Origin of the sequence: Vibrio sp. Of14-4, from assembly GCF_022347625.1 — a bacterium.
GTDB classification, from domain to species: Bacteria; Pseudomonadota; Gammaproteobacteria; order Enterobacterales; family Vibrionaceae; genus Vibrio; species Vibrio pristinus.
Genome location: NZ_JAKRGI010000026.1, coordinates 18,303 through 44,655 on the forward strand (window position 1 = coordinate 18,303; position 26,353 = coordinate 44,655).

The 26,353-nt window shown below is 42.6% G+C and carries 26 protein-coding genes and 1 pseudogene; 6 read left to right on the forward strand and 21 right to left on the reverse strand.

What is annotated here, in order from left to right; genetic code table 11:
* Positions 1–60 precede the first annotated feature (60 nt).
* From MHN79_RS18885 to MHN79_RS18945, 13 genes are all read right to left on the reverse strand, one after another.
* Positions 61–516, reverse strand: a complete 456-nt coding sequence (locus MHN79_RS18885; protein ID WP_239174323.1) for a prepilin-type N-terminal cleavage/methylation domain-containing protein — start codon at positions 514–516, stop codon at positions 61–63.
* Between the two features lie 34 nt (positions 517–550).
* Complete coding sequence (locus tag MHN79_RS18890) at positions 551–1,126, reverse strand: prepilin-type N-terminal cleavage/methylation domain-containing protein (RefSeq protein WP_239174277.1); 576 nt, start codon at positions 1,124–1,126, stop codon at positions 551–553.
* A 68-nt stretch (positions 1,127–1,194) separates the two neighbouring features.
* A complete protein-coding gene (locus MHN79_RS18895) occupies positions 1,195–1,680 on the reverse strand; it encodes an MSHA biogenesis protein MshF (protein WP_239174280.1) in 486 nt (161 codons plus the stop codon).
* Positions 1,664–2,887, reverse strand: a complete 1,224-nt coding sequence (locus tag MHN79_RS18900) for a type II secretion system F family protein (RefSeq protein ID WP_239174282.1) — start codon at positions 2,885–2,887, stop codon at positions 1,664–1,666. Before MHN79_RS18900 ends, MHN79_RS18895 begins: the two co-directional genes overlap by 17 nt.
* Before the next feature lie 9 nt (positions 2,888–2,896).
* The gene (locus MHN79_RS18905; protein ID WP_239174284.1) at positions 2,897–4,621 is read right to left on the reverse strand and encodes a GspE/PulE family protein; all 1,725 of its coding nucleotides are present in this window, start codon (positions 4,619–4,621) and stop codon (positions 2,897–2,899) included.
* Complete coding sequence (locus tag MHN79_RS18910) at positions 4,611–5,654, reverse strand: tetratricopeptide repeat protein (RefSeq protein WP_239174286.1); 1,044 nt, start codon at positions 5,652–5,654, stop codon at positions 4,611–4,613. The genes MHN79_RS18905 and MHN79_RS18910 overlap by 11 nt, the downstream gene beginning before the upstream one ends.
* A complete protein-coding gene (locus MHN79_RS18915; protein WP_160932334.1) occupies positions 5,651–6,496 on the reverse strand; it encodes an AAA family ATPase in 846 nt (281 codons plus the stop codon). The genes MHN79_RS18910 and MHN79_RS18915 overlap by 4 nt, the downstream gene beginning before the upstream one ends.
* Positions 6,497–6,502: 6 nt before the next feature.
* Positions 6,503–8,119: a pilus (MSHA type) biogenesis protein MshL gene (gene mshL, locus MHN79_RS18920; protein ID WP_239174288.1), complete on the reverse strand. Its 1,617-nt coding sequence runs from the start codon at positions 8,117–8,119 to the stop codon at positions 6,503–6,505.
* Positions 8,120–8,134: 15 nt separating this feature from the next.
* Complete coding sequence (locus tag MHN79_RS18925) at positions 8,135–8,458, reverse strand: MSHA biogenesis protein MshK (protein WP_343283936.1); 324 nt, start codon at positions 8,456–8,458, stop codon at positions 8,135–8,137.
* Positions 8,451–9,098, reverse strand: coding sequence for a type II secretion system protein GspM (gspM, locus tag MHN79_RS18930; RefSeq protein WP_239174324.1), 648 nt, complete (start codon positions 9,096–9,098; stop codon positions 8,451–8,453). Before gspM ends, MHN79_RS18925 begins: the two co-directional genes overlap by 8 nt.
* Positions 9,098–10,537, reverse strand: coding sequence for an MSHA biogenesis protein MshI (locus MHN79_RS18935; protein WP_239174292.1), 1,440 nt, complete (start codon positions 10,535–10,537; stop codon positions 9,098–9,100). Before MHN79_RS18935 ends, gspM begins: the two co-directional genes overlap by 1 nt.
* Entirely contained in the window at positions 10,534–12,549 is a 2,016-nt protein-coding gene (csrD, locus tag MHN79_RS18940; RefSeq protein ID WP_239174294.1) for an RNase E specificity factor CsrD, read from the reverse strand. The genes MHN79_RS18935 and csrD overlap by 4 nt, the downstream gene beginning before the upstream one ends.
* A 146-nt stretch (positions 12,550–12,695) precedes the next feature.
* Positions 12,696–13,244, reverse strand: a complete 549-nt coding sequence (locus MHN79_RS18945) for a single-stranded DNA-binding protein (protein ID WP_160932324.1) — start codon at positions 13,242–13,244, stop codon at positions 12,696–12,698.
* A 270-nt stretch (positions 13,245–13,514) separates the two neighbouring features.
* Between MHN79_RS18945 and MHN79_RS18950 the strand changes: the two genes are divergently transcribed.
* From MHN79_RS18950 to MHN79_RS18965, 4 genes are all read left to right on the forward strand, one after another.
* Entirely contained in the window at positions 13,515–14,162 is a 648-nt protein-coding gene (locus tag MHN79_RS18950; RefSeq protein ID WP_160932322.1) for a LuxR C-terminal-related transcriptional regulator, read from the forward strand.
* Positions 14,163–14,268: 106 nt separating this feature from the next.
* Positions 14,269–15,141, forward strand: a complete 873-nt coding sequence (gene galU, locus MHN79_RS18955) for a UTP--glucose-1-phosphate uridylyltransferase GalU (RefSeq protein ID WP_239174296.1) — start codon at positions 14,269–14,271, stop codon at positions 15,139–15,141.
* A 127-nt stretch (positions 15,142–15,268) separates the two neighbouring features.
* Positions 15,269–18,091 carry an excinuclease ABC subunit UvrA gene (uvrA, locus tag MHN79_RS18960; protein ID WP_239174298.1) on the forward strand — a complete coding sequence of 941 codons (2,823 nt, stop codon included), beginning with the start codon at positions 15,269–15,271 and terminating at the stop codon, positions 18,089–18,091.
* A 58-nt stretch (positions 18,092–18,149) separates the two neighbouring features.
* Positions 18,150–19,925 (forward strand): PglL family O-oligosaccharyltransferase, encoded by a 1,776-nt coding sequence (locus tag MHN79_RS18965; RefSeq protein ID WP_239174301.1) that lies wholly within the window; start codon positions 18,150–18,152, stop codon positions 19,923–19,925.
* 42 nt (positions 19,926–19,967) lie between these two features.
* Here the strand turns inward: MHN79_RS18965 and MHN79_RS18970 are convergent, their stop codons facing one another.
* Positions 19,968–21,089, reverse strand: a complete 1,122-nt coding sequence (locus MHN79_RS18970) for an alanine--glyoxylate aminotransferase family protein (protein ID WP_239174304.1) — start codon at positions 21,087–21,089, stop codon at positions 19,968–19,970.
* Between the two features lie 389 nt (positions 21,090–21,478).
* Here MHN79_RS18970 and MHN79_RS18975 point away from each other — a divergent pair, with 389 nt between their 5' ends.
* Positions 21,479–21,676, forward strand: a complete 198-nt coding sequence (locus tag MHN79_RS18975) for a hypothetical protein (RefSeq protein WP_114787485.1) — start codon at positions 21,479–21,481, stop codon at positions 21,674–21,676.
* A 28-nt stretch (positions 21,677–21,704) separates the two neighbouring features.
* Here MHN79_RS18975 and MHN79_RS18980 read toward each other — a convergent pair whose 3' ends face one another.
* Positions 21,705–22,034, reverse strand: a complete 330-nt coding sequence (locus tag MHN79_RS18980) for a helix-turn-helix transcriptional regulator (RefSeq protein WP_239174307.1) — start codon at positions 22,032–22,034, stop codon at positions 21,705–21,707.
* Between the two features lie 320 nt (positions 22,035–22,354).
* Between MHN79_RS18980 and MHN79_RS18985 the strand changes: the two genes are divergently transcribed.
* Entirely contained in the window at positions 22,355–22,525 is a 171-nt protein-coding gene (locus MHN79_RS18985) for a hypothetical protein (protein ID WP_239174310.1), read from the forward strand.
* A 164-nt stretch (positions 22,526–22,689) separates the two neighbouring features.
* Here MHN79_RS18985 and MHN79_RS18990 read toward each other — a convergent pair whose 3' ends face one another.
* The 6 genes and pseudogenes from MHN79_RS18990 to MHN79_RS19015 form a co-directional block, all read right to left on the reverse strand.
* Positions 22,690–22,920, reverse strand: a complete 231-nt coding sequence (locus MHN79_RS18990) for a hypothetical protein (RefSeq protein ID WP_239174313.1) — start codon at positions 22,918–22,920, stop codon at positions 22,690–22,692.
* Positions 22,921–23,216: 296 nt separating this feature from the next.
* Complete coding sequence (locus MHN79_RS18995) at positions 23,217–23,744, reverse strand: glycosyl hydrolase 108 family protein (protein ID WP_239174316.1); 528 nt, start codon at positions 23,742–23,744, stop codon at positions 23,217–23,219.
* A gap of 15 nt (positions 23,745–23,759) precedes the next feature.
* The gene (locus MHN79_RS19000; RefSeq protein ID WP_239174319.1) at positions 23,760–24,719 is read right to left on the reverse strand and encodes a contractile injection system protein, VgrG/Pvc8 family; all 960 of its coding nucleotides are present in this window, start codon (positions 24,717–24,719) and stop codon (positions 23,760–23,762) included.
* Positions 24,710–24,916, reverse strand: coding sequence for a phage tail protein (locus MHN79_RS19005; protein WP_114787490.1), 207 nt, complete (start codon positions 24,914–24,916; stop codon positions 24,710–24,712). Before MHN79_RS19005 ends, MHN79_RS19000 begins: the two co-directional genes overlap by 10 nt.
* Positions 24,882–25,292 (reverse strand): phage tail protein, encoded by a 411-nt coding sequence (locus MHN79_RS19010; RefSeq protein ID WP_239174322.1) that lies wholly within the window; start codon positions 25,290–25,292, stop codon positions 24,882–24,884. Before MHN79_RS19010 ends, MHN79_RS19005 begins: the two co-directional genes overlap by 35 nt.
* Positions 25,292–26,353: pseudogene (locus MHN79_RS19015) on the reverse strand (hypothetical protein); the annotation flags it as partial. The pseudogene MHN79_RS19015 and the gene MHN79_RS19010, both read right to left, overlap by 1 nt.

Sequence of the window (26,353 nt, forward strand, 5' to 3'; positions counted from 1 at the left end):
GTTAAATAAAGAGTTAAAAACTAGAGAAAGGCCAGTATCGCTGGCCTTTTTAGCAAGTGCCTAACAACCAGAATCAATCACACTAGAAGTCGCAACAGCTCCTGAAGTAGCCTGTGTATAGGTCACAGCACAAGTCGCTGATGGCGTTCCAGTAAAACCATAAGTAATAGAGGTATCAGCAACACTTGCGGCCACCGCCCAATCGGTGTCTAACCCCGTAACGGCAGCGCCAATTCCAGCGGCATTAGCAGTAGGATAACCAAAAATAGTACTGACCGTTGTCCCACCTGCGGTTACATTAGTTGCTGTAGAAGCAGTCTCCACACCTTCGATGGCGGCCTTACCATATACAATACCAGCAGCACCATCTATCGCGCCTTTCAGGCCTTGTAAACTTGCCTGACGTGCATCACCCTGTAGACTAAGAAAACGAGGTGCTGCCGTTACGGCTAAGATACCTAAAATTACAATCACCACAACCAGTTCAATCAAGGTAAATCCGGCTTGTCTTTTCATCATGCTACATCTCTCTTATCCATTACTCGGGCGGCTATTGCAAGGTGACAATAACGCGGCCTGTTTTAATTTCATATACAAATTGATTGTCAACACCGCCGACTTTTTGGATATAAGTACAGCGTTCATCATTCTCGGCTTGTGCTGAGTATTTAACATTATCGCTACTACTGGCCGTTGCTGCTGCCTCAACAGCCGGAGGGTTTTGCAGTAAATTTTCCATCAAATCGACACAAATATCATCGGTCAAGGCTGTAGGAAAACTGGTGTCACCAGTTTTCCTTACCGCCCATGGATAGCCATCTCGAAACCCAGTGTCAGTGTTACTGGCGTTTTTGGCCCTAGTAAGCCAAAATTCCACGCCGTCATAATTAACACTGTTGTAAGTTTCTGTATTTAGAGTGATCGAAGGGCGAGATTCCGCTTCCCACTGGGCTCGTGCAGATAAAACCCCAGTGGCATAACCTCCTGCAACGCCTTCTACACTGGCTTTTTTAGCGCTATCAGTCACATCTAAAAAACGCGGCAAAGCTGCTACTGCTAACAAACCGACAATAACAATCACCACCACAAGCTCTACTAAGGAGAAACCTGACTGCTTATTTTGCATAATTATCAACCCGCCAAATAGCGGCGCGAATTATACTTAATGCGCCAATTATAACCAATATAAATGTTTTAATTTTTAATCTCGCCATTATCAATACCAATGCTGAACTTATCTTCTTCTAGCTGAACCCGAATTTGTCTGCCCTGAGCAAAGATATATTTACAATCATAGCGCCCTGTATCGAAGCGCTCTATTATCTGCTTTGGCGTTTCATCGAGTACCCTTTGCTCTGGATACAAGAGTTTAAACCAAGATTGACAGCTAGAAGCCTTCTCATCATTTGTTGGCAGCAACCACCCGCTGGGTGAAAAAATAATTTGCAGTCCTTCAATCTCTAATTGGTCTGGTTGCCCTTTTAACATCCATTGCTGTTTGTAAAACCCTGCTCTCTCAAGCATTCTTTTGCCCGCCAACTGAAAAGCTGTTTCACTCATATCTCTTTGCAGCTTTTCCACCGCAGTCAGCAAACTCAAAAGCAATACACAGATCACAACCAGCCAGAGGACAAGTCGCGATCTATCAGCGCTAATCACCATATCAACCTTGGATAGCATCAAGCATTCCCCACATGGGGAGGAATATTCCCAAGGCAAGGATAAGCACCATTGCTGCAACTACTACTAATAATATAGGCTCAATTCGCGCGGTTAGCGTTTTAAGATCATAATCGACTTCACGATCGTAAAAATCTGCCGCTTCAAGTAACAGCTCGTCAATACGACCTGTTTCCTCACCAACAGATAACATCTGCAGTACGAGAGGAGTAAATACTTGGCTGTTGCTGGCTGTGGATGAAATAGTGCCGCCTGCTTCAATCGATGATTTCATCTCAAGCAAACGATTTTCTAGGAACTTGTTTTCTAAAGCTTCTGCCGAAAGTGCTAGTGATTGATTCAACGGCACACCTGCTTTTAGCATTAATGCGAAGGTGCGAGAAAAACGAGACAGCTGAGCACGATTAACTAAGTCACCAATAATGGGCATACGCAAGCGGAATTCATCCCACTTTTCCTGACCATTCGGAGTGCGCTGCCAAGCTTTAAAGGCTAATAAGGCCCCTAGCAGAACTGCCAAAATCAGTCCCCAGTAATTCACAAAAAAGTCCGAGGTAGTAATAATGATCCGAGTGGGGAGAGGCAAATCAACCCCAAAACGAGAAAACATGCTCGCAAACTGAGGAATAACCTTCACATTAAGCACAAACAAAGCAACAAGGATAAAGCTGATCACAAACGTTGGGTAACGCATTGCGGTTTTGATTCGCTTGCGAGTTTCCACCTCCTGTTCATAATAATTTGCCAATTGCAGTAGAGCTTGGTCTAAACGACCTGTATTTTCACCCACGTTGATTAAGGACACAAACAAAGGGCTAAACACTTTCGAATGCATTTGCATTGATGCCGACAAGCCTCGACCATTAGTAAGCTCATGGCCAACATCTTCCAACGCCTCTTTGAGCTGCTTATTAGCACTATTTTGCGTCAGCCCTTTCATAGAGCGCAGCAATGGTACACCGGCTTTGGTCAAGCTATACAATTGCCGACAAAATATCACCAACACTTCTAGCGGAATTGAGGGGGTAAATAGGGCTTTGAGGTCGAAATTTAATGCACTACCACCTCCACCGCCAACAGAGATAGTGGTTGGAATCACCCCTTTATTTATTAAAGACTCTGCCGCAGCTTCTTCATTAGCTGCATCTATTTGCCCTGCTGCTGCAGAGCCATCCAAATTTCTTCCCTCATAGCGAAAAATTGGCATCTATACACCCTACAGATAAATAGCATCGACAGAGCCTGACGCATCGCCTTCCCCAAGCGTCATTACTTCATCCAAACTCACCACACCTTGTAAAGCCAGTTCCATCGCCGATGCCAGCAGGGGTTTATAACTTTCAGTTTGGCGAGCAACAGACGCAAACCCAACGGCATCCCCGGCCCTTAACATATCCATCATCTCATGCTCTAATTCGAGCATTTCAAACACACCTATCCTGCCTTGATACCCTGTTAGGTTACAATTTTGGCAGCCTCGTCCTTTAACAAATGACGCTTGTTCTTGATTAGGAAAACGCTGCGCTAGCCATTGTTTTTTGGCCTCTTCTAATTTGTCATCTGTTTTGCAGTCTGGGCATACCTTGCGAACTAGTCGCTGGGCGACAACCGCTCGCACTGCGCTCGCCACAAGATACCCTGGCGCTCCCATATCCATCATACGCAGCGCGCTATCTACAGCATCATTGGTGTGCAAGGTACTTAACACCAGATGCCCGGTTAGTGCTGCTCGCAGTCCAATTTCAACCGTTTCTTGATCACGCATCTCCCCTACAAGAATAATATCTGGATCTTGACGCAGAAAACTGCGCAAGATTGTGGCAAAATCGAGATCTATTTTGGGGTTTACCTGAACTTGATTAACCCGCGACAAGCGATATTCGACAGGGTCTTCTACCGTGATGATTTTTTTGCCCGGCTGGTTAAGCTCTGTTAATGCACCGTAAAGCGTGGTGGTTTTACCTGAACCTGTCGGCCCCGTAACCAATATCATGCCATGTGGACGCTTCAGCTGGCGCCTTAGGCGCTCTAATAGATGTTCTGGTAGGCCAGACTCTTCAAGCTTGCGCACTCCAGCGGACTGGTTAAGTAAACGCATTACCACAGATTCACCGTGCTGCACTGGCATGGTAGACATACGTATGTCTACTGATTGCCCTTTGGAGCGAATATTAAAACGCCCATCCTGCGGCAAACGTTTTTCTGAAATATCCAGATTAGCCATCAGTTTAAGTCGTAACACCAGTGCTGGCGCGACATTCACTTCGTTAAGCAGAGTTTCATGTAGTACGCCATCAATACGTTGGCGCAAACGCAGTACATCGGCATCTGGTTCAATATGAATATCCGAGGCTCCGACTTGAATCGCATCCTCAAACAAAGAGTTGATCAGTTTGACTACTGTAACTTCATCACTATCTTCATCTTCAATATTGAAATCAAATGAGTCAGTAACCTGATGCTCAGCCTGCAATTGCTCGGCAAAGGACGCAATTTCTTTAGTGCGCCTGTAGTAGCGATCAAAGCCATCAACTAACTGTTTTTCCGGCGTAATGACGAATTCAACAGTGTATTGTGACAGTTGATCGAGTAAAGCTTCCTGAGCCGATAGATCTGCAGGATCGCTCATCGCAATTCTGAGTGTATTGTCTTGACGGCCAATCACCATTGCGCGCAGTCGACGTGCATGAACCTCAGGCAAGATTTGCACTGCATCAACATCGACATGCGCTCTGGCTAAGTCAATCAAAGGGATATCTAGCTGCCGAGATAAAAAGTTGAGCATATCGCTCTCAGTCAAAAAGCCCAGCTCAATCAGTGTATCACCTAATTTTCTACCTGAGCTCTTTTGCGCCGCTAGCGCTTCTTCTACCTGCGGTTCGGTAATAATACCTTCTTCAACCAATAGGTCACCAAGACGCTTTCTTAGTTTAATTTGCATCAGGCCGATCCTCTAACTTATGTATAAGAGCCAAACGATCGCGAATAAACTGTTGAGATTGACTCGATAGACCAAGTTTACTTAGGGCTTGTTGGTACGCTTCTTCAGCGCTGGGTAAATCCAGGGCTCTTTCTTGCTGAATACCTAACCCCAACCACCAGCGGCCGGAATCAGGATCCAGAGACACTAGGCTTTGATAACTATTTAGTGCTATGTCATCACGATTCGACTTCTGTGCCAATGCTGCTCTCAGTGAGATGTAATCAACAGATGCATTTGTTGGAACATGAACTAAAGCCGTTAGCGCAGCATCATTTTGATTTTCTTTAATAAGTAACTTGGCAAGAGACAACCTGAGAACCGCCGATTCTTTATCAATTTGAATCCCTTTGTTTAGTATTTCAACTGCCCTTCTCACATCCCCTTTACCGTAATACAAAGCTGACAACTTCTTGCGTACTTCAATATTGCTGGGTTCATAACGAAGAGAAAGCTGGTATTCATCTAATGCTTGTTCAAGATTATTATTGTCTAATGCTTTGCTTGCTCTCTGCTGAGCCTTTTCTGCCAACTGTACTGGCGTTAATTCAACTTGGTGGATCACCATTTCACCTGATTGAGCTGGCGCATGTTGGATAGGTTTTGCAACCTGAGTAACCTTATACGCTCTGGACTGTGAGACCCTTGAAGGAGTTGTACTCAGGCTGGTAACAGCGCGTTTTTTTTCAGTGGTTAGATTTGTGGAATCCGCTGTGTAAATAGTGTCAGTACTCACCGAAGGTTTGGACGTAGGCGACAGTACTTTTTCAGGCATTGGTGATGGGGTTTCAGACCTTGATACTTGCTCCTTTTCAAGTGGAGATTGAGCGGAGAGAGTCCAGCCACCAACGGCAAGGCTTAACGTAAAGCTACCAACAACCCAAGGAAATACTTTGCGCTGTTTAATCGGTTGGATATGCGCTTTAACCACTGGCTCAGACTGTTGCGAGTGACCTTTAGCAAGCTCAGAAAGCGCATTATTAATTACACTCATGATATGCTCCACCCCCATATCAACGGGCTTTTAAATTTGGGTTTACAACTGTCATAAGTATCATGAATAGCACTATACAAATGCCGGTTATGCACCATTTCATACCCTTGGCTAGATGCTAGCACTAAACACTTGTGACAAATTTGATTAATCAATCTCGGTATTCCTCGACTTGCTTTCCAAATCGCTTTTTTGTGTCCGAGTGTAAATAACTCATTTTCAGCACCTGATTTTTCCAGTCTGTTATCAATATAGGCCACCACTTCAGACAAAGTGAGTCTTCGTAGCTGAGCACTAAAAGTAATTCTCTGTCTAAACTGACGCAGGTGGTGTTGCTCCAAGCGAACATCTAGTTCAGGTTGACCGAGCAAAACAATTTGTAGTAATTTGCTGTGCTCTGTCTCTAAATTTCCAAACAAACGCAACACTTCCAGCGCTTCATCACTCAATGCCTGAGCCTCATCAACGAATAAAACCACTTGCTCACCCATTCGGGCTAGTTCTATGAGTTTAGCTTGAATATCTCCAACAAGCGTGGTGCTATCGGTAGGTATCACATCAAGTTCAGTGGCAATCGCTCTACGTAACTCATCCCCATCAAGAGCAGGGTTAGGTAGATAAACCAGTTGCACCTCTTTATCTAATTGATTGACTAAAATGCGACATACCATTGTTTTTCCTGTCCCCACCTCACCTGTGACCTTGATTAAACCTTCACCCATTTGAATCGCAGAATGCACCGTCTGAATAGCCTCATAGTGAGGCTCCAAACCTAAGAATAATTCTGTATTTGGGGTCAAGTGAAAGGGAAGTTGGGTTAGACCAAAGTTTTCAAGATACATAGACAGTTATTGCTCATCTGGGAACCATTCTTCAAGTAGATCTCGTGAACGCTCCAATTCTTTTTGCCATGTATTCACACCAACTATGGTTGGTTTAAGTAAAATCACTAACTCTGTTTTCTCTGTTATTTGAGTTGTATTACGGAATAAATGGCCTAGCCCAGGTATATCGCCCAAGAAGGGCACTTTGGTGGTTTGGTCAAAAGTATTGGATTTCATCAAGCCGCCAATGATGACAACATCACCATCTCGAGCCCGGATCACAGAGTCCGATTCGCGAATCGAGCTTGTCGCAACGGGCAGTGTTACCTTATCAGTACCGTTGGTAATATCTTTGCTCTCTTCCTTAACATCAATGACAGCAGGGTGAACATGAAGTAAGACGCTTCCATCATTATCGATTTGTGGTGTCACATCTAAGGAAATACCTGAGAAGAAAGGCGTGAGTTCGATATCAGTACTAGTATCAGAAGCTGTCGTTCCACTACTAGTATTGCTCGAAAAATCAGTAACAAAATAGCTGTCGTTGCCGACTTTGATGACTGCTTTTTGATTATTTGATGCCGTCACTCTTGGACTAGAGAGCACATTGAGATCGCCTTGTGTGGACATAAAACTAATCGCGGCATCAAAGCTGCCACTAGATATCACCAAATTTCCAGGACCGCCAAGTAAAGAGCCGATCGAGTCTAAGCCCGGTAAATCTGGTACGGGATTGGTTGGACTGCCCTGACCAAATTGGTAGTTTGTGCCATTCGATGTAAAAGCTTTTGACCAGTCAATGCCTTGCTGATAACCATCACTTAATGTGACTTCCAAAATTTTCGCTTCTAGGATCACTTGGCGATGCAGTCTTTGCTGAGATACACCAATAAAGTTTTGCACTTCACGTATTTGATCTGGAAAAGCTCTAACTGTGATAATTCCCGCTTGTGGAGTGATGACGACACTTTGACCTTCCCCCGAACCAATCAACTGACTTACCGCCTGCTCAAGTTGTGGCCAAAAGTCACTTTCGCTGGTGGTTTCAATCTCTGTTCCACCTTTCGCAGAACTGGTTGTAGAGGAGGTGGAACTATCTGAGTCACTTGATGACGAAGTCGATGAACTCGTGTTGGTGATAGTGCCAGTGGTAATAAAGGTATTTGAGCGGCCACTTCGTTTAAACTGTAGGTAATCAACTGGAATGGTGACAGTTCTTAGCCCAGCAGGATATATGTGGATGACCTTGCCACTTGTCTCAACTTGGTAACCGTATAGATCCCTAACCACAGACAAGACCTCGTCGAGTGACACGTCGAGTAAGTTGACTGTGATGGTACCTGATACATCTGGGTGCAGAGCGATACTGTACTCCGTACCCTTTACTAAACTGGTGAAAAAAGCTTTCGCTTCGACCTCATTTGCCTGTATTCTGAAACGCTTTACCGTTTTTGATTCGAGCAAACCCGCTTGGTCAAGCTCCGGCATTAAATCTGCTTCAACAGAAGGAGGCAATGTTTCTAGCCCGCCAAGACCACCAATCGCCTCGTCAAGCTCATCTTTTATTTCAACAGGATCACGATGCCCCATTGAGCAACCAGATAATAACGCAACAACAACTGCTAAAACGAGTTTACGCATACAATACAAATTACCTTAATTTTTGATGCTTTGAGTAAAAATTTTTAGCTTCCATTGCTTTCCTCCACGAGAAATCGTCACCGATTGAGCTTCAATCTGACTGACTTTAAAACCATTTACTGTATCACCAACCAATACAGCCTTATCACTCAATACCGCTCGGCATTGAACTTGATTTATACACACTATACTTTGCAGTTTAGGCAAAGGTTGCTGTTTTTTCTTACTTTTTGCTTCTATTGAATCAGGCTTTTGCCAACCAAGCGGTGCGGTGGGGTCTTGAGATGCAACCGCCACACAAGAATAAACAAACAGTGCGCTAACTAGTACTCTACCCACCAATAAACTCCTGTCTTGTACCTAGAGTGTAAACCTCTAGGGTTACCCGTGCGTTAGGGTAAGCATCGACTACATAGTTAAAGCTACTCCAATAGTAATTGACCGGCATAGTCTCCAATGTGGTTAAATAAGCTAGGATTGAAAAATAACCACCGGTAAGTTCTATTCTCACCGGATGCATGAAATAACCAGTCTGATTTTGATTATCAGCCTCCATTATTGGTTTGGGTTGCAACGACTCCAGTAGCACCAACTTTAATCCTTGAGTTTCAGCAAGTACCTCGTCTAACAACTGAGCCATTTCGCTGGGTGAAATAAAGTCTTCCATTATTAAAGCGAGTTGCTCGGATAACCTTTGACTCTCAGTGAGAAGCTTCTTGTATTCTTTGTTCAAGTTTTCATTAGGATCTTTGTTTAGCTTAGCAGTTACTATCAATATATCTGCTTCTAGCCTTTGGAGGTTTTGCGATGTCAAGGTGACTTGGCGTTCTAATTCCTGATTTGATTTTGCCAAAGGCTCGATGAGCAAAGCCGACATTGTCAAAGTAATGACGACTAAACCGCATATAGCCAACAAAAGCTTTTCTCTCTGGTTTAGAGCTTTAAACTTAGTATCCAGTTGAATCAATAGAGGATGCATCACTCCCGCTCCCGCTGACTGTTTAATTCAAAAGTGACTATGTCTTGGTCGTTACGTCCAATACGCAATTGCTCAAATGTGCGACCGACTAAGTTGACCTCTGATTGAAACTGGCCGACCCAATTTGGTATCGCTTTAGGCTCACGAGCAAAACCTTGTATATCCATAGTATCGGCATCAATAAAGATACGATTAAGAGAAATGTCCTGGCGGCTTAATTTAGCCAAGGCTTTCATTACTCCTGAATACCCCAACTGCTGAGACTCATCAAACTTGGCCACCGCTTTTAGTGAAGCTTGTTTAGCTTGGATATCTGTTTTGAGTCTTTCAACCGCCGCAATCTTGGCAGCAGAAGGCTTGTGTTTGGCAAGCTTCTGATTAAGTTCAGATAATTTTTGCTCTGCTTGCTGCTGTTGACTAAGGTACTCTTCAAGATCACCGTTTAAATACGCATGCTGAAAGTAGAGATAACCGATTATTGTGAGCAAAAAGCCCGAAACAAGGGCCCAACCTATGGCTATATTAGCTAGCGTAAAATATTCGGCCTTAGGTTTAAGTGACTCTGGATACAAGTTAATTGCATCCGATCCTAAATCAGAGACAAATTTAACTAAGACTTCTCCCGACTCACACGATGCTTCTGTTAAGGCAGACACACTGACATTTAGGCGCTCATTTAATGCTTCCACTAAGTCATGTAATTCTTCTTCATCACAACACACTTTCATTTTGTGCAAAGAGGTACCTCTTAGTTGTGATGAAAGATAATCGATAGATCGCTGCAACTCCAACGCAATACCATCCAGTTGCAGAACACTGGTTGCTACACCTGTTAGTGGTGAGGCGATTCCACGCATGGTTCTCTGGAAAGCACAGTGTTGTTCAACAAAGGCACTGACTCTAAAACTCCGCTGTTTACTTCGCTGTAACAGCAAAAAGCTTTTCTCTTCAGGCGCTGAAGCGCCCCATACTTCATCTTCAACTAAGACTCGCCCGAGTTGTATATCTAGTGCCAATAGCATTTGTTGCAACTCAATAATCAGGCTCTTCGCCACCACATAAACCTGCAGCTTGTTGCCAGCTGGCAGTTCTGTCGCATCGGCAATAATATCCGTCACTTTTTCACTGATTAGATCTTTTAATAAAAAGGGCAATGCTCCAGTTAGTTCCGTTGCGGGGATGTTGGGTTTATCGATTTGATATGTCTGGTAAAGCTTTGAGTTGAGCACTAAGTCGAGAGTCAAATTGGAAATATCAAGCTCATCAAGCGTACTACGCAAGGTATCTTGCCAAGAGGTTCCTTCGACCGCGACTTTGGAAGCTAGATCATGCTTATCTAGCCGTGAAAAATACAGTTCGCCTGGCAAAACGACAACGGTCAAGCAGTTACGTACTTGATTGTTAGATTTGAACTTTTCTATTAATGACTGAATATTCATTTACCGCTAACTTTTCGCCACCGATTGCGACGCCCGATTTTAACTTGACTGGGCATCAACGCTTTTGTTTTTGGTGTCACTGTTGGCAACAACTGTTGTTCCGGCTGAAAATAACGCCCTTGAACTCCTTGGACACCTAAACGAATCATGGTTTTATATTCTTGTTTGTTGTCCACACCAACAGCAATAACTTGTGTTTTGAGTCCTTCACAGGCTCCCAATAGACTTCGAACAAACAGTTGGTTTTCATCACGCTGATCGATTTGCTTAACTAAACTTCTATGTAGTTTAAGGAAATCAATTGGGAGATCTTTGAGATAGTGAGTACTAACTATAGAGCGGCCCGCTTGTCCAACAGCGACTCTACACCCCAATCCGGCTATCATTTTTATTACTGGTCTCATATAGTCCAAGTGTTTAACCAATCTTGCCTCAGCAAATTCAAACACTAACTGTTTACGTTGTCTTGAAGTCAATTGTAGTAGTTCATACTGAAACCACTTCAGATAACTTTTATCTGCAAATGGAACCACATGAATATTAATAGCGTAACATATTAATTTTGATGATACTTTCAGAAATTTTATAACAGATGTGAATACTTCGCGATCCAATACCGCTTCATAACCAACAGATTCAATAGCTGAACTAAATCGAGAAGCTTTAATCAGCCCTTTATCAGGCTCATTGAGCCTGATAAATACTTCATTATGGTCAAATATTCTTTCTTTATGGGAATCCAATAAATAGCAAGGCTGGTAATAGATAACCAACTTGTCTGCTTGGATAGATAAATCAAACAAGGTTCGCCAACGCACATTGCCTCGTTCTTCATCTTGGGATTGACGTTTCTTGAACTTATTCCACGTATTGACGCGTTGTAACTGAGCACTTTTTAAAGCAGTTTCCGCTTCATCTAAAATTCGCTCCTGGCTTTCTCCCTCTCGATACATAGCAATGCCTATATGTACCCAATTATCCTTTTCTAATGGTGCTGGAGCTTGCAATTTAGTTAATTGATTGAGGCTGCTTGTGGCAATGTTGGATACATCTTTACTGCTCAGGTGAGGTGCGAAGATAGCAAAGTCTGATTCATAGTATCGAGATAAAATCACATCTGGATAGCGTTGAATAATATTATTTAGACTCTCACCAATACTTATCACAAAGTCATCAGCTATTTGTTTACCTGACTCTTCTCGCAACTGCTCCCAATCATCAATACGCAGCAGTAAAACACCACCATGAGAACCGTGTTCAGATAAAGCAGCCTCAAGTTTGCTATCAAATAAAACTCGGTTAGCCGTTCCGGTTAGTTGATCCAAAAAGGTTTGAGTACGGATAAAGGTGTCAAAGCGGCTGCGTTCTTGGCGAGCATCTTGTAATTCTTCGATTAGACTATCTAAAGCTTCACTAGCCGTGTAAGGCCATTCTTTAATGTCGCCTTTCGCATATTGTTCTACGCGCCCTGCAAGGATCATTCTTCCTCGCTCCTCAAGCAGCTCAGATCCCGCCAGCTGTTCCTTTAACCATTTTACTCCACGAACAAGACAGAAAATAATCAAAATGACAGCTAGAGTAATGGACCACAAGGCTTCAAGAGAATAGCCATAACCTATATATGGAGGAACAGCTTTAAAATGAAGGCGGTAGTCAGGGTTTCGCTCCAACTTGTATTCAGTGTCATAGAGCAATTCAGGTTCGACAGTAGAAGAAGTATCTATATAGCGGTAAATAGCGCCATTATCAGACAGAAGCTCCATTTCTATGATATTTGAAGCTCTGAGCATTTTAGGCATCCATCGCTGTAGCGAATCCGCTGCATCTGGATCTTCCAGTTCCTTATCTAAGACCTCAACAATACCTTGCAATGAATGCTCAAGGTATTCTTGCCCCAAGCGTTTGAATGAAAGGGTTCCACCTAAAAACAAAATAAACATCGCACTAATGACAATAAGGGTAACAAAAGCAACTAAGCGAGTGCTCAGCTTTAAGGTAGGTGTATACCTCATAGATGACGAATTCCTTTTCATGGAAATTATTAGCTCAAAGTCCTAAACAATGGGGAAATGAACTCTGATTATACTCAATGATAAGTTTATTTTTTTACTATATAAAAAAGCCGCGAAATTCGCGGCTTTTTTCAAGATTCAGACAGTTAGAATGGGATGTCGTCATCAAAATCCATCGGCGGCTCATTATACTGAGGCTGGCTGGGCGCTTGATTCGAGGGCTGAGAATAGTTTTGCTGTGCTTGAGGAGCTTGGTTTTGTTGCATTGCAGGCTGTTGAGGTTGACCCCAACCACCTTGCTGTTGCGGTTGCCCCATACTTTGAGCTGGTGCACCGCCTTGAGCACGACCACCCAACATTTGCATAACACCATTGAAGCCCTGAACCACCACCTCTGTTGAATAACGATCCTGGCCATTCTGGTCTTGCCACTTGCGCGTCTGAAGTTGACCTTCAATATAAACTTGGGAACCTTTGCGTAAATACTCACCAGCTACTTCAGCTAACTTGCCAAACAGAGACACACGATGCCACTCTGTTTTCTCGCGCTGCTCTCCTGTCGTCTTATCACGCCAACTTTCAGAGGTCGCTATTGTAATATTTGCAACGGCGCCACCATTTGGCATATAACGTACTTCTGGATCAGAGCCCAGATTACCGACTAATATAACTTTGTTGATTCCACGGCTCGCCATGTTTCGCTCCGTCTAAATTGATTCACTAACACATAAACAACAAGGATAACACGCTTTAGTCCATGAACAAATTGCAATCCATGCAATGGACCTTTCCCACCAATACTCGTTCACTATTCTAGAATAAACATAGGTCACTACGTGATTGATAGATCTGAAGTTTACTTATTTATATGAAACTTAACGCAATACTATGATCAAGATTCGCACTTTGAAACATTCTCCTTCACTCTGTGGGCATGTTTCAATTAAGTGTGATGATAAACTTCTATGGCTAAAAACATCTATGCTCGAACGATTTACTTTCTCACCGAAAAAAATCAGCAAAATGATCCTGTCATCGATCAAGTCCAAAAACAGCTGTGCGTTGAAATTCCTTATATTGAGCCTAACGACCTCATGTATGCGATGCAACTACACAAGCATAAGATATTGATGATAGATCATCAGAATTACCAAACACTAAACAATCAAATTCGTGATCTACCACTCTCCAATAAAATGTTTGAAACGATTTTATTTAATGTAGAAAAACGGCTAACTACCGAGGAAATACTCTGCTTTGGGAATATAAAAGCCCTATTTTATCGCCATGAATCTATAGAGTCGATTGCTCGAGGATGTGGAGAAGTCATCAATAGTCAAAATTGGTTGCCACGTAAAGTCACAGCACAACTGATTCACTATTATAGACACGTCATACTGAGTCAAACTTCTCCAGCAACGGTCGACCTAACCTCAAGAGAAATCCAGATTTTACGCTGTCTAAAAACGGGAGCTTCCAACCTGCAAATTGCGGACGACCTGTTTATCAGTGAATTCACTGTAAAGTCGCACCTTTATCAGATTTTTAAAAAGCTATCAGTAAAAAACAGAGTGCAGGCAATTGCTTGGGCTAATCAGCATATGCTGTCTTAAATATGAGTCAAGGAGCTCAAATCAGCTTTATTAAAATTTAGTAATGGAATAAAAAATGCTATAGTATCGCCGATTTTTTAGAACAATTGATGACATAGGTATTATCATGATTAAAAAGTGCCTCTTTCCGGCTGCAGGCTATGGCACACGCTTTCTACCAGCAACCAAATCAATGCCAAAAGAGATGATGCCAGTCGTCAACAAACCCCTTATTGAGTATGGTGTTGAAGAAGCAATCCAAGCTGGAATGAACGGCATGTGCATTGTGACTGGCCGTGGCAAACATTCAATCATGGATCACTTTGACAAGAACTATGAATTAGAGCACCAGATCAGTGGTACCAACAAGGAAGAACTCCTCGTTGATATTCGTGACATTATTGACAGTGCCAATTTCACCTATATCCGTCAACGTGAAATGAAAGGATTGGGGCATGCTATATTGACTGGCCGTGAATTGATTGGTGATGAACCTTTTGCTGTGGTTTTAGCTGACGATTTATGCGTTAACTATCGAGACGGTGTTTTGGCACAAATGGTGGCGCTATTTAAGCAGTTTCGCTGCTCGATTGTCGCGGTTCAAGAAGTGCCTGCTGATGAAACTCATAAGTACGGAGTTATCTCAGGCGAGATGATCAAAGATGATATCTATCGCATTGACAACATGGTTGAAAAACCAGAACCTGGAACAGCACCAAGTAATTTAGCCATCATAGGTCGCTATATCTTAACACCCGATATTTTTGAGCTAATCGAGAATACGGAGCCAGGAAAAGGTGGCGAGATTCAAATAACCGATGCTCTATTAAAGCAAGCACAAGCTGGTTGTGTACTTGCGTATAAATTTAAGGGAAAGCGCTTTGATTGTGGAAGCGTTGAAGGTTATATCGAAGCAACCAACTACTGCTTTGAAAATCTATACCTTAGAGACAGCAAAAAGTCTGAGCTGGATAAACAATCGACAACCAAAGAGTCGTAGTTATATTACTAAACAGTGACCTATAGCTTAATAGATATAGGTCACTGTTTTTTTATCCAGTATTTTCTTTGAACATCAATCACTCTATGTAATACTTAGCCCACTTATTTTACATTGGGCGATAGTAATGGATAAGATCGATATTCGCGGTGCACGTACTCACAACCTCAAAGATGTTAACCTCTCCATCCCACGCGATAAGCTTGTCGTTATTACTGGGTTATCTGGTTCTGGTAAGTCGTCCCTAGCCTTTGACACTCTCTATGCAGAGGGGCAGCGTCGCTACGTAGAATCCCTTTCTGCCTATGCTCGGCAATTCTTGTCATTAATGGAAAAACCTGACGTCGATCATATTGAAGGCTTATCTCCGGCCATTTCTATTGAACAAAAATCAACCTCTCATAACCCTCGTTCAACGGTAGGGACCATAACTGAAGTTTATGACTATCTTCGTTTGCTTTATGCACGAGTTGGAGAGCCACGCTGCCCAGAGCACCAAGTTCCACTTAGTGCCCAAACCATTTCGCAAATGGTCGACAAAGTACTCGAACTCCCTGAAGGCTCAAAAATGATGCTACTCGCTCCTATCATTAAGGAGCGTAAAGGAGAGCATGTTAAAACACTTGAAAATCTAGCAGCACAAGGTTTTATTCGAGCTAGAATTGACGGTGAAATTTGTGACTTGTCCGATCCCCCAACGCTGGAGCTACATAAAAAGCACACCATTGAAGTGGTCGTTGACCGATTTAAGGTGCGTAAAGATCTTCAGCAAAGGCTGGCTGAGTCTTTCGAAACGACACTTGAGTTGTCAGGAGGTATTGCTGTTGTCACTTCAATGGAAGGCGATGGAGAAGAAATCATTTTTTCTGCCAATTTTGCGTGCCCACATTGTGGATACAGTATGCAAGAACTCGAGCCCAGATTATTCTCATTCAATAACCCAGCAGGAGCTTGCCATACCTGTGATGGACTGGGTGTTCAGCAATACTTTGATCCTCAAAGGATAGTGATTGATGATAACCTTAGTCTTGCAAAAGGCGCTATACGAGGTTGGGATCAAAAGAACTACTATTACTTTCAAATGTTGTCTTCACTGGCTGATCATTTCAAATTTGACCTAGACGCTCCTTTTAATTCCCTTTCAAATAAAATTCAGGATATTATTCTTAAAGGCTCAGGAAGAGTTGAGATAGAGTTTAAGTACATCAATGACAGAGGTGATCTCAGAGTTAAACGTCACCCTTTTGAAGGTATTTTAAATAATTTGGAGCGCCGATATAGAGATACTGAATCCAATTCCGTTCGAGAAGATCTTGCTAAATATATTTCCACTCGAACTTGCAGTAGCTGTGATGGAAGCCGCTTAAGACTCGAAGCTAGAAATGTCTTTATTGGTGAAACCAGCCTACCTGAAATTGTCGAACTTAGCATTGCGGATGCACTGGGATTCTTTGAGTCACTGAAATTGGAAGGTCAACGAGCTCAAATAGCAGAAAAGGTGATGAAAGAAGTGAATGATCGCCTGCAATTTTTAGTCAACGTAGGCCTAAATTACCTCAACCTTTCACGAAGTGCAGAAACACTCTCTGGTGGAGAAGCTCAGCGTATCAGACTAGCAAGCCAAATAGGTGCAGGGTTAGTTGGCGTGATGTATGTGCTTGATGAGCCATCAATTGGCCTACATCAACGTGATAATGAACGACTATTAAAAACATTAACTCACCTACGTGATCTAGGTAATACAGTACTGGTCGTCGAACACGATGAAGATGCAATAAAAATGGCTGATCATGTGATTGATATCGGCCCAGGTGCTGGGGTGCATGGTGGAGAAGTAGTTGCACAAGGCACAGTGGAAGACGTTATCGCAACACCAAGATCCCTCACAGGACAGTACCTAAGTGGAAAGAAAGAAATCACTATACCCAGTCAGCGTACGCCAAAAGATGAGAATAAAGTAGTAACACTTAGCGGCGCATCAGGAAACAACCTAAAAGATGTCACATTAGACATTCCAGTAGGCCTATTTAGTTGTATTACCGGCGTATCTGGCTCTGGAAAATCAACATTAATCAATGATACTTTCTTTAAAATCGCTCACACCCAGCTCAATGGAGCAACCACTACCACGCCAGCCCCATACAAAAAAATAACGGGTCTGGAACACTTTGACAAAGTCATTGATATTGACCAGAGCCCAATAGGGCGCACTCCACGTTCAAATCCAGCGACTTACACAGGTATTTTTACTCCAATTAGAGAATTGTTTGCTGGAACCCAAGAAGCACGTTCGCGTGGTTACAAACCCGGACGCTTTAGCTTCAATGTTCGCGGAGGAAGGTGTGAAGCTTGTCAGGGCGATGGTGTCATAAAAGTTGAGATGCACTTTTTACCAGATGTATACGTTCCTTGTGATGTGTGTAAGGGTAAGCGCTATAATCGCGAAACCTTAGAGGTGCATTACAAAGGCAAAACCATTGACCAAGTTCTAGACATGACAGTCGAAGATGCACGCGCATTTTTTGATCCTGTCCCTGTTATTGCTCGAAAGTTGCAAACCTTAATCGATGTCGGGCTGTCTTATATCCGTCTTGGTCAAGCCGCAACAACCTTATCAGGAGGCGAAGCGCAACGAGTAAAGCTAGCCCGAGAGCTTTCGAAGAGAGACACTGGAAAAACATTGTATATTTTGGATGAACCTACCACAGGTCTTCATTTTCATGATATCCAGCAGCTGCTCACAGTACTTCACCGCCTTCGAGATCACGGTAATACAGTGGTTGTCATTGAGCATAACCTCGATGTAATCAAAACCTCAGACTGGATCATCGATTTAGGACCAGAAGGGGGACAAGGAGGAGGAGAGATTATTGCTCAAGGCACACCAGAAGATGTCGCTAAAATAACTGGCTCTCACACAGCAAGGTTTCTCAAGCCTATGTTAAAATAAACAAAAACTCAGCATAACAGGCCACCTTTGGTCTGTTATCTTTCAAGGATATTAACCAATGGCAAGTACTCACCTTACTGGCACAAATTTGGAACCCCAGAAACCTAAGTTGCCAATGACTAAACCTTTTCTTGCCTCCATTGCGATCATTTTTCTTCTTGGCATGCATGTGTTCATGCCTAACCCAGGTGGTTCTGGACTTGAATTGTCGTTCAACACAACAACATGGATTGCGGTTAGCATATCTTTGGCAATAGGACTTTATCAGATAGGTACCCAAGGGTTCATAAGATACAACAAACTTACCATAGGTTTATTTATTTGCTGCGTATTGTTAACTCTCCCTGTTTTCTATCCAAAGTCAGATATTTCTCTCTCATTGGGTAGATTGTTTGGACTATGGTCTGGCATGGCTTTATTTTCATTGCTCCAGCAATTTCGATTCAGTAACAAACAAAAACAGCGCTTACTATGGTTTATTGCTATCGCCGTCTTGATTGAGGCTTTATTTGGCTGGATACAATATCTGATGCTCGAGCCTAACAATGCTTTTGGCTATAGTACTAGCGTCAATCGACCCTATGGGATTTTTCAGCAGCCTAATGTTATGGCTAGCTTTCTTGTAACTGGCCTAGCTCTGTCCGGTTATCTGCTTACCAAGCATCCCAAAAAATATCACACTAAGATAAGTGAAGTTTCATTTCTCTATCTGATGCCTGCGTTAACTATTCCATTAATACTATTTCTCGCTTCTCGAACAGGCTGGGTAAGTGGCTTTTTAGCTGTGTTATTACTATTACCTTATATCTATAAGTTCGCAACTCCGAAACGATTCTGGGGCTGGATTGTTTCAATTTTAATAGGACTCATTATTGGTAGTAGCATCACCGCACTAACTGGTGAAACGAAACTTATGACAGAGAAAGCTAGGGGAAGCGATAAAGCTAGATCTCTGTTCTTCCCACAATCATTACATATGTTGATTGAAAAGCCCTTTACTGGCTATGGTTATGGCCGATTTGAACCAGAATATATCACTTACACTGCTCGACAGCATCAGTTGAATGCCAATTACGATCCTGGCTTTCCTTCGTTAGATCACCCTCACAATGAATTGCTTTTTTGGGGCGTTGAAGGTGGGCTACTACCCGTTTTAGCTATCATTATTGCAGCCATAATTGTGTTATTAAGGATCTACAATGCCAAGAAAGGAACTCGGCTTGCAATGTTTGCTTTGTTTGTTCCTATCGTATTACATAGCCAACTCGAATACCCTTTCTACCACTCGGCAATCCATTGGATAACATTTATCATTTTACTTTTTTGGGTTGATCAACGGGCACGTTCATACCGAAGTACTTCAATTACTTTTATCACAAGAACTTCTCTTAGAGTGATGAGTTTAATCACCCCTGTTATTGTCAGTTTCTATATGCTCACCGCTTTACATACTAACTACATACTGACTAGGTTTGAAACTTCGACTGTCAAAGATCCAAAGCTTCTTGAAAAGGTCACAAACCCTATCCTATGGAAAGACAGGTACGATTGGGATATTTACAGCACTTACCTCAATAAAGGACTACTTCAGCAAGAAGCTAACTATATCCAGCCCTATATAGATTGGTCATTGAAAACCATTAGAAACAAACCAAGGCCAGCACTATACAATAACCTAATTATCGCCTATCAAGGATTAGGGGACACGGTTAGAGCAGAGCAAGTACGTAGCGAAGCGCAGTATCTATTCCCTAAACATGATTTTTCTAACGTTCAATATATTGCCCCAACTATAGATGCGCTCAAGCCAGACATCAATCAACTATCAGAGTAAGTAATGGCGGTCGAATAGACCGCCCGATAGAATTGTTGCCATTTATAAAGCCATAACTTCTTCTAACGCCCTTAAGCATAGCGATACATTTTCATTTCTCGCACCATAGCCCATAAGCCCTATTCTCCATGCCTTACCTGCTAACTCCCCTAACCCAGCACCTATTTCAAGGTTGTACTGGTTTAACAGCTGTCCTCGGACTCTAACATCATCTATACCTTGAGGTACCAAAATGGTATTTAACTGCGGTAAGCGTACATCTGGTTCAACAACAAACTCAAAGCCCAATTTATCAAGGCCATTCTTAAGTTTATTGTGCATCTCTTGGTGGCGTTTCCATGTGTTTTCAAGCCCTTCATTCTTCAGCATAACTAAAGACTCATGCAGAGCGTATAGACTGTTTACTGGAGCGGTATGGTGGTAGCTGCGCTTACCTTTGCCACTCCAATACCCCAGTACCAAACTTTGATCTAAAAACCAACTTTGTACCGGAGTGCGCCTCGATTGAATTTTCTCAATTGCAAGCGGTGAGAAAGTAACCGGAGATAGCCCGGGCACACAAGATAAGCATTTCTGGCTGCCCGAGTACACAGCATCTAACTGCCATTCATCAACTTTTAGAGGTATACCAGCCAGTGATGTAACAGTATCAACAATAGTCAAGACGCCATATTGTTTTGCTAATTTACCCAGAGCCTTCGCATCACTCTGCGCACCTGTCGACGTTTCCGCATGAACAAAAGCCAGTATCTTAGTATCAGGATGTGCTTTAAGAGCGCTCTCTACTTTATCCAAAGAGACTGACTCGCCCCAATTGTCATCAACAACAACGGCGCTTCCTCCTGCGCGAATCACATTTTCGCGCATTCGCTCTCCAAATACACCATTGCGACACACTATCACTTTATCGCCCGGTTCAATCAGATTAACAAAACATGCTTCCATGCCTGCGCTTCCGGGCGCTGAGACCGCTATCGTAAACTCATTGTCGGTTTGAAACGCGTATTTAAGGAGCTGTTTCAATTCATCCATCATGTTAACAAAAAGCGGATCAAGGTGGCCGATAGTGGGGCGACTTAATGCTTGCAATACTTGCGGTGAAATATCCGATGGACCAGGTCCCATAAGAATACGCTTGGGAGGAATAAAGCTCTGAATAGTCATCCTATGCTCCTTAGAAGCTGTTCATGTCACAAAGTGTAATTGCCAAGATAAAACATATTGACCAGTGCAGCAATTTGACTAGGCATCTGCAATAGAAATCTTTATCACAAGTTTACGCATCTGACGAATCAAGAATGTTTCAGTTGGCTTGTACGATTGCCAAGCACAAAATATCACTCGCTATCTAATCGATTTTATACCAAGGCTTAGAGCTCAAGATCGCCATTTAATCAGCCTTTACTTGGTACAAGTTTCAGCCTAGTTAGAACAACTTTCAGCAAGCAAAAAAATCTTTAGTAATCATCAATTTTTCTTTATAAAAACATGGAAATAAAATCAAAATACTGTTTAAATATACAGTACTTATCCTGTTCTTTACCGAGGTAACAATGAACTTTGATGCAACCGAGCACATTCAGTGTGCGGACGTAAAAGTACAGCAACTCACAGCCGTTGCAATTGCAGCGGGAGAAGCAGCAAACCAAATAGATCACGCTACTTTATCTCTCTGTTTTCAAGTTATCGAACAGCTAGGAAGAGAATGCCAACAACACATAAACCACGCAGAACTCACAAGCGAAGCTTAAAGAAGCCATTAGTCAAATGCCTGCATTATTAATTAGTCTTTTTTCTATCATGATAATTTTTCATCATAAACTCCACTAACGACCTACGGGCAGCAGCACTGAGCGTCCGTGCTGCTGCCGCAACATCACATGCCATCACTGGTTTTAAATTAAGCAAGTCTAAAGCTAAGTCCAAATAGGTGATGTTTAAAAACTTCATCGCATTGACAAATTGTGACAGCTTCAATTCTGCTTTTCCTGACTCACATCGAACATAATGTCGGCGACTAACACCTATCGCCTTTGCCATATCCATTTGTGTAAATTGGTCACGTTCACGCCTTCTTTTTATAACCAGCATTAAGTCATGGTGCGACATACGCCTACCTTGATGTGATTGTTCAATCCCTAATATGACTAAAAAGAGATTTATAGAGTTGAAGGTATTTAAGTGCTATGCGTTTCCTATATTATGAAATTTAACTATATGCCAATTAGTTAATAAAGGAATATGGGAAATTTTATATAATAAAAATTAAGCTAGGAAAACATGACTTTATTTAACCTTATATTAGAAAAGTATTATAAAAAAACCAAAATGCCACAGCTAATAGTTTTCATTCTAATCTCAATGTTTATTGGTTGGATAAATCCCACCACAATAGAGTGGAAGTATTTCTCAATGACAGGAGTAACTTTATGAGTAATGAGGAAAGCTTGGATTTACTGGAGAGCATAAAAGGCTTGGCTGCTTGCGGGAGTGAGGCTGCCACCAACTGGGAACAAGCCCATCTAGTCTGCTTGTTCATCGAAATAGAAAGGAAAATTGAAAGGGCTTTACAAAACTTAACGGGAGACGAGGCAGTCTAATTTAAGCAACAGGAATTAAGGCCCAACGTCATACCAGTTGGGCCAAGTGTTATATGTAATTAGCACTACATAATTTGAGCTGAGCAATGTAGTGTTGTAGGTCTTTAAAACTTTGTTCAGGTAAATAGACCCCTTGCTCACCATTATCATTAACCGTATACCACTCAAGATTTTTTGGCGTCGGAGGGCAGTTTACGTCGGATACTCTTATCGAGCTGCACGCTACCAGCAGCGGGACCAAAGTCATCACTAAAAGTTTCGATAGGGTTTTCATTAATACGCTCCTTGTACTTATTGCTATTTTTTTTTACTTTATCTCTACGTTGATCTTGGTAGCTATCAACTAAATAAGGTGCAATTTTTAACATTTCTATAAATAATTTCAGGAATGGCATATATTTCCAATTAAAGTTTATGGGATTATCATCCAGCTTATTTTTGGCATAAGCCAAATACAAACAAAAAGCCAATAGCTTTTCCAATACCTCTGGTTAAATAAACTAAACAATCACAAGCAGACAAAAGTCAGCAAGGCCATCAAGAAAGGTAGTATTATTAAAACCGACATTGAATAAGAATGATCTTCATCGAAGATTGAGTTATTATCAGCAAGGAATAGCACAATAAATATTATCAATTATAAGATTAAATGTGATTTCATATTAAATGTATTTATAAAACACAATACTATTCAGTTATCACTCGCTGCAAGGCGCAAGTTATCGGCAATACGCTGTGACCATCCGCGTGAAAACAGTGACCAGGTTTTAACCTCTTTCATAAAGTCCAAACGTTCGGCTAAAAACTTCAGAAGAAGATCATTATGGTCTGCCGCTTTTACCGCAGCATGGGTTTTTACACCATAGTGGCCATCATCTTTAGCGCCTACAGAACGTTGCAGAAACTGAACAGCTCGCCAGCTGCCATGATGAATCGCGGCGTCAAAAAGCTGATACATAACGGCTTTATGGACTTTATCTCCGCCTAATTTCAACCAAAAATCACGATAATAAATAGCTTTAGCTTGCTCTATGGTTAATTGCTTAATATTCAGGCTCGGGTAACTCATGGCCGAAATACCAAACTTAGTGCCTTTACGAATACCTTTACCCACAGTTCCGCTTGTCCAATTTCCACGGTCGTAATACGAATTCTGATATTTACCTTCGTGGCCTATTACTCTGTTAAATGCAATTAAATATGATTCAGGGTATTTCATAATACCTCCTTATAATTATATAGGCCGAGTCGCTTCAACTTGAATAGTGTAGGAAGTACGGGTGCCAGATAATGTCACGTTGTCGACCGACCAGTGACCTTTTGCACGAGGAGATTGAAAGCCTTGTAATATCATTACTGACTCAGCAAATAAGCCAGGCTGACCGCGCAAAGTAGCGCTAAACCTTTGTATTTTGCGCTTAAATTCCGCCAACTTCGCCTCTGCTGCTACTTGAGCTTCATCAGGATGTTTAAACACTTCTTTAATACTAAAGTAAGGCTGAGAACCAATCACTTGAATGTCACTTATGCCCGTCTCAGGTGTTTGCCAATGTGCTTTAACGCCGTTAAAGCGCACAAAGCTCGGATGGGCTAATTTCGCACTGCCTTGTTGTACATCTTGCGGAGTAATGGTCACCACAGGCTGCTCATTACCGGATAGAGTTTTCAGGCTGCCGCGCTGACCAAACACATACATACGATCAATCGGCTTGGCAATAGCGTCGTGCTTTGCTGCTAAACGAGCAATAAAAGCTGAGTCTGTTTCCTCATTCTGATTGAGGTGCTCGGTTGGCTTGTACGCAAACTTGGGACAAACACGTACTTCATAACCATGTGGTTCCATTACTGCTTTAACCACATCTTGTATTCTTGCTGGTGGAAAGGTTCGTCGCCTTGGCTCTTTGAAGCCCTTTTCGTCCGCCACACAAAAAATGGCAGGAGTCAATTGCACAACCAATTTGACCGGATGTAGATACTCAGATATCGCAGAGATTTGGTAAACTCCCCTTTTCTCACCATCGATAAATACACGCCATTCAGTGCCACTTTTAGGAATAAGAGTTTGTGACTCCGTGCCAGAAAAGGTTAATGATAACCGATCAGACTGCATACCTTCACTGTCCGACAACGACCAGTTGGTTAGAAGCGGCATCAAACTTGCCGCTCCATCACCTTTGATATCAATTACGTCCATACAATAATATCATCGCTTGTAGTTTCTAAATCCTCCTCGAGATAAGGAAGCTCTATTTCTTGGTTAGCCCTTAAAAAAGGGGTGTTCTGAGTGGGATTAAGTCTGTAAAACTCTTCTTCAAGATCGTCAGAGTCCACACCAAACACCCGATAAAGTAAGGTATTAACGGTTTCGTACGGTTTTGCTCGGGTTTTCATCTTGTTGTCGATATTCCTTTAACGTCAGGGTCATTTTGACAATTTGGGCTTGGCCTTTTTCAACGATGCGTGTGTAGCTGGTTTTGATATTACGAAGAGTAAATCGGCCCCACTTTTGCCCTGTGCCATCTGTGACTGTAATGATTTCATGTGACTTCATCATGGTTCGCAGAGCCTGTGCTTCACTTTCCCCGTTGCCAGTGAAGGCAACAAGGTTCAGTGTCCAGTTATCCAAAGGGTTTGCAGTTGGGTCTTGCCGTGGGCTGTGTATAGCGTCAAAATCAGACCATCCAGCAGAAGAGTCATACGAGTGTTCTTCTAGTGGATTGCCTTTCACTACGCTTAACACATGATCGTTAAGTGCTAAGTGCTGCATTAGTTCACCAGTGAGTGTTCAAAATCTTGAGTAAGATTGTCAGAATCTAGGCCATGTTCGCGAGCAAATTGCGCTAAGGCTTGTTGTATTGCGTCCGCAGTCAAAGCCGCCGTTTTTTCGGGTTGTTCAGCACCCGTTACCTGAACCACAGGAGAGAAAGTCACGTTTGGCTTTTGCGCCTGTTCTACCTTTTGAATTTGCGCTGCTTTTATTTCCTCAGATTTATTGGGTAAGTCATCTTTCGAAAACCAATCAAACAAGCCAGAGGCGATATCAGAACCCGCAGAGTCTCCCAACATACCGCCAATAGTGGCACCGACTATAGTGCCTACCCCTGGCAGTATCATAGTTCCCAAAGCGGCTCCTGCAGCAGCTCCCCCCATGCCTCCTAATAACCCACCGCCACTTTCAACGGCTGATGCTGTATCGCCTTCATTAATACTTTTAGCGATATTGATAGCATCTAGTCCCATTTTAAGAGGACGAAACAGTCCTGCCGCTTTGGGCATTTGGGGTAATTTAATAGTTTCAAGTGCATCTCCCACTAGACCAGTCACTTTAGCTGGGTCTTCTAGTCCACCTGCAACCAAGTTTGTTAACTTAGCAACCCCTGTATTGCGCTTCTTATTGGTTTTGGTAGAGCTAGTATGAGGTGGGTTATTCTTCCTTTTCTTCTTAACCTTTTGGGTGGTGTTCTTTTTCTGGGAAGTAACATCTTCAGCAAGCTCAGCTTCTGAATCAGAGAAAACCTCTCCCATTGACGTCGCCGCCTCGGAAATGGTCTGTAAACCTTGGGTAACTGAGTCTAGTTCCTCAATGCCCAAAGACGCCAACATATCGCTCGCAAAACCGGTTAGCTGAGCGGTATCGTCAAGGCCACCGGCTATAGTGGCAGACAAAGATTTAGGCTTATCGTCTAGCCCAGCATTGGCTTTCACATGCTTGGTAGAACGCGCTTTGGGCCGCTTCTTGTTCTGAGAAGCTTGCTGTTTAGAACCCTTAGTTTGAGAGGCTTTGCTGGCTGGTTTGCGTGCCTTTTTGTTTGCGCTATTCGCTGGCTT